Consider the following 3,727-nt stretch of genomic DNA (forward strand, 5'->3'; position numbering starts at 1 on the left):
CGGCCTCGTGCGGCAGCATGTCCAGTTCCGCCCCTGCCGCATTGCGGTGCCCGCCGCCGCCAAAGGCCGCCGCCACCACGCGCACGTCATCGGTGCCGCTCGAACGCAGGCTGATCTTGCTGCGGCCCGCGCCGTCGCCGCGCACCATCAGCGATACCCGCACACCGGCAAGGCGCCGCAATTGCGAAACGTAGCCTTCCAGATCGTCCTTGTTCGCGCCGTGTCGGGCGAACATGTCGTCGGTAATCACCGACACCGCCACGGCGCCGCCGCAGTGCAGCTCTATGCCCTGCATCAGCGCGCCCCACAGCCGCATGCGACCGATGGACCAGTTGTTTTCCAGCCGGTCGTGGAACAGGCCGGGCGCAAGCCCCAGCCGGACGATTTCCGCCGCCAGTTCCAGCAGTTCGCCGCTGGTGCTGCCGTAGCAGAAGTTGCCGGTGTCCGTGCAGATGCCCAGGTACACCGCCTCGCCCAGGGGGCCGGAAAGGGGCACGCCAAGCTCGCGCGCCAGCATGCCAGCCATCTGGCAGGTGGCCGCCAAGTGCGGCTCCACCCAGTTGCCCACCGTGCCGAACATGGGATTGCCCTGATGATGGTCGATGTTCACGCTGCGCAGTTCCGGCAGTTTCGCCTGCAGGTCGCCGCCCACGCGGTGCGCGTCGCCGCAGTCCAGGATAACCGCCAGGCGCGGGGTGAAATCACCCAGCTCCGCCCAGGTGCGCGCCACCGGACCACCCATGTCCACCCAGCCGTACTGCTGCGGCACTCCGCTGGTGTTGTACAGCCGGAACCGCTTGCCCAGCGCGCGCAGCACGTGCGCAACCGCCGCCATGGACCCCACGGCGTCGCCGTCCGGGTTGGCGTGGCTGGCCACAAGGATGTCGTCCTCCGACCGTATGATGGCGGCAATGCTGGCTGCGGTTTCTGTCATGGTGGGGTTCCTGCGGGGGGCGTTTTCAGGGGAAGAGCCGGGGAGGGGCCTTTTGCGGCAGCCGTCATGTAAGCGCTTGCGCGAACATTACGGATGGCGTCCGCAGAGCGTGTAAGGGTTTCCCTCCCCGGATCCCTCCCCCCCAAACTTTTCAAAGGGGGGGCGACGTTGCCCCAGTGGGGCACCTGTCTTTAGCGCGGCGGGTTTTTCGTTTGCTGGCAAGGAACACAAGACAGCCGGGAGGGAACGTACTCTTCGGTACGTGACCGATCCGGGTGGCGACGTTTGACGCAGCCAGCAGGCGAAAGACCCGTCGCGCCTATTCGGCGGCGAAAAATTCAATATCGCTGTACGTCATCTCTTCGGGACACACGGCTTCCATCATGGCCAGGCACTTGTCGAGGCGGCTTTGCAGGTGCCGTTCGCTGTTGCTTACCGAAACCACGGCCAGCGACAGCCGGGTCAGGGAATCCTGGTTGCGCACCTCTGCGATGGAGACGTTGAAGGTGTTGCGCACCTTCGTTTTCAGGCTGCTGGCTATGCGCCGCTTCCCCTTCAGGGAATCGTTGCCGTGCAACTCGAATTCCACCGTGAGCACGCCGATGATCATGGGGGTGCCGCGCCGCGTGGCGCATCGTTGACGAAACACGCGGGCAAATCCCGCGCCAGTAAATCGGCAGGGCAGGAGGCTTGCGCCCCCTGCCCGCCGGAGGCAATCGTTGTCTGTCCTGTCTTACAGCGTGGCGGCTTCTTCGACCATTTCGAAGGCTTCGATGATGTCGCCTATCTTGATGTCGTTGAAGTTTTCAAGGCCCACACCGCATTCATAGCCCTTCATGACTTCCTTCATGTCGTCCTTGAAGCGCTTGAGGGACGTGATCTTGCCGGTGTAGACCACCACGCCGTCGCGCAGCAGGCGCACACCGGCGTTGCGGGTGATCTTGCCGTCCGCAACGTGGCAGCCAGCGATGGTGCCCACCTTGGGCACGCTGAAGGTCTGCCGCACTTCCACCTGGCCCAGGTACACTTCGCGCTGCACCGGGGCGAGCATGCCTTCCATGGCGCTCTTCACTTCATCCACAAGCTTGTAGATGATGTCGTAGAAGCGGATGTCCACGTTCTCCTGCTCGGCGATGTCCTTGACCTTGGCGGTCGGACGGACGTTGAAGCCGATGATGATGGCGTCGGAGGCAGAAGCCAGCAGGATGTCGGATTCGGAGATGGCCCCGGCCCCGCCGTGGATGATGTTGATGCGCACCTTTTCGGTGCTGAGCTTGCGCAGCGCCTCGGAGATGGCTTCCAGCGAGCCCTGCACGTCGGCCTTGACGACAAGGTTGAGCACCAGGGCTTCCTGGTCGTCGGCGCGGCGGGACAGGAACGTTTCCAGGGTAACCTTGGATTCGCGGGCCAGTTCCTTTTCGCGCTGCTTCACGGCGCGGGTTTCCGCGATGCGACGGGCGAGCTTTTCGTCCGTCACGCACACGAATTCCTCACCCGCTTCGGGCACGCCCTCGAAGCCCTGCACTTCCACCGGCATGGCGGGGCCGGCTTCCTTCACCTTCTTGCCCTGGTCGTTGAACATGGCGCGCACGCGGCCGCTGAACACGCCGCACACGAAGGTGTCGCCCTGGCGCAGGGTGCCTTCCTGGATCAGCACGGTGGCCACGGGGCCACGGCCCTTGTCCAGCTTGGCTTCCACGATGTGGCCGCGGGCGGGCTTGTCGGGGTTGGCCTTCAGTTCAAGGATTTCGGCCTGCAGGGCCAGCAGTTCCAGCAGTTCGTCCAGGCCCTGCCGGGTCTTGGCCGACACGTGGCTGAACACGGTATCGCCGCCCCAGGCTTCGGACACCAGGCCCATTTCCGCCAGTTCGCGCTGCACGCGTTCGGGGTTGGCGCCTTCCTTGTCCATCTTGTTGACGGCAACCATGATCGGCACGCCGGCGGCCTTGGAGTGGTTCACCGCTTCTCGGGTCTGCTCCATGACGCCGTCGTCGGCGGCCACCACAAGCACGACGATGTCGGTCACCTGCGCGCCTCGGGCACGCATGGCGGTGAACGCTTCGTGGCCGGGCGTATCGAGGAACACGATTTCACCCTTCTTGGTGGTCACGTGGTACGCGCCGATGTGCTGGGTGATGCCGCCCGCTTCGCCCATGGTGACGTTGGTCTTGCGGATGGCGTCGAGCAGCGAGGTCTTGCCGTGGTCGACGTGGCCCATGATGGTGACCACGGGCGGCCGATGCTGCAAGGTTTCGGGCGCGTCGTCTTCCTTGGGGATCAGGTAGTCGTCTTCCGAGAAGCCCACCTTTTCCACTTCGTAACCGAATTCCGAGGCCACCAGGGTGGCGGTTTCGATGTCCAGCGACTGGTTGATGGTCGCCATCACGCCGAGACCGAACAGCACCTTGATGATTTCGGTGGACTTCAGACCCATCTGGTGGGCCATGTCGGCCACGCGAATGGCTTCCTCGACCTTGATCTTGCGCTTGGCGGCCTTCAGCGGCTGCGTGGCGGTGGAGGCCTTCATGTCGCGGCCCTTGCGCCCCTTGCCGCGGCGGGCACCGCCGCGCGGGAAATCGTCATCCTCGCGGCCACGGGTGGCACGATCGGCACCGGGTTGGAAGTCCACCGTGCGGCGGCCCTTCAGGCGCTTCTTCTTGCTCTGGCCTTCGTCGCCGCCAGCCGGGGGCTGACCCATGCCGGGACCACCGGGGCCACCGGGACCGCCAGGACGGGGACCGTAGCCGGGACCACCGGGGCCGCCGGGACGGGGACCACCGGGACCGCCGGGAC

The 3,727-nt window shown here is 65.4% G+C and carries 3 protein-coding genes; all 3 read right to left on the reverse strand.

Annotated elements, in window-relative coordinates:
• The coding region (locus FVW27_RS10095) for a DHH family phosphoesterase (protein WP_167124818.1) at positions 1–934 on the reverse strand (934 nt) is incomplete at its 3' end.
• A 319-nt stretch (positions 935–1,253) separates the two neighbouring features.
• Positions 1,254–1,544: a DUF503 domain-containing protein gene (locus tag FVW27_RS10100; RefSeq protein ID WP_041728900.1), complete on the reverse strand. Its 291-nt coding sequence runs from the start codon at positions 1,542–1,544 to the stop codon at positions 1,254–1,256.
• Between the two features lie 123 nt (positions 1,545–1,667).
• Positions 1,668–3,727 (reverse strand): translation initiation factor IF-2 (infB, locus tag FVW27_RS10105; protein ID WP_167124820.1); only part of this gene is annotated, 2,060 nt, incomplete at its 5' end.

The organism is Nitratidesulfovibrio liaohensis (genome assembly GCF_011682075.1).
GTDB lineage: Bacteria > Desulfobacterota > Desulfovibrionia > Desulfovibrionales > Desulfovibrionaceae > Cupidesulfovibrio > Cupidesulfovibrio liaohensis.

Bases quoted from the DNA above. Each gene is read 5' to 3' on its own strand.
- FVW27_RS10100 (WP_041728900.1), bottom strand. From the start codon at position 1,544: ATGATCATCGGCGTGCTCACGGTGGAATTCGAGTTGCACGGCAACGAT.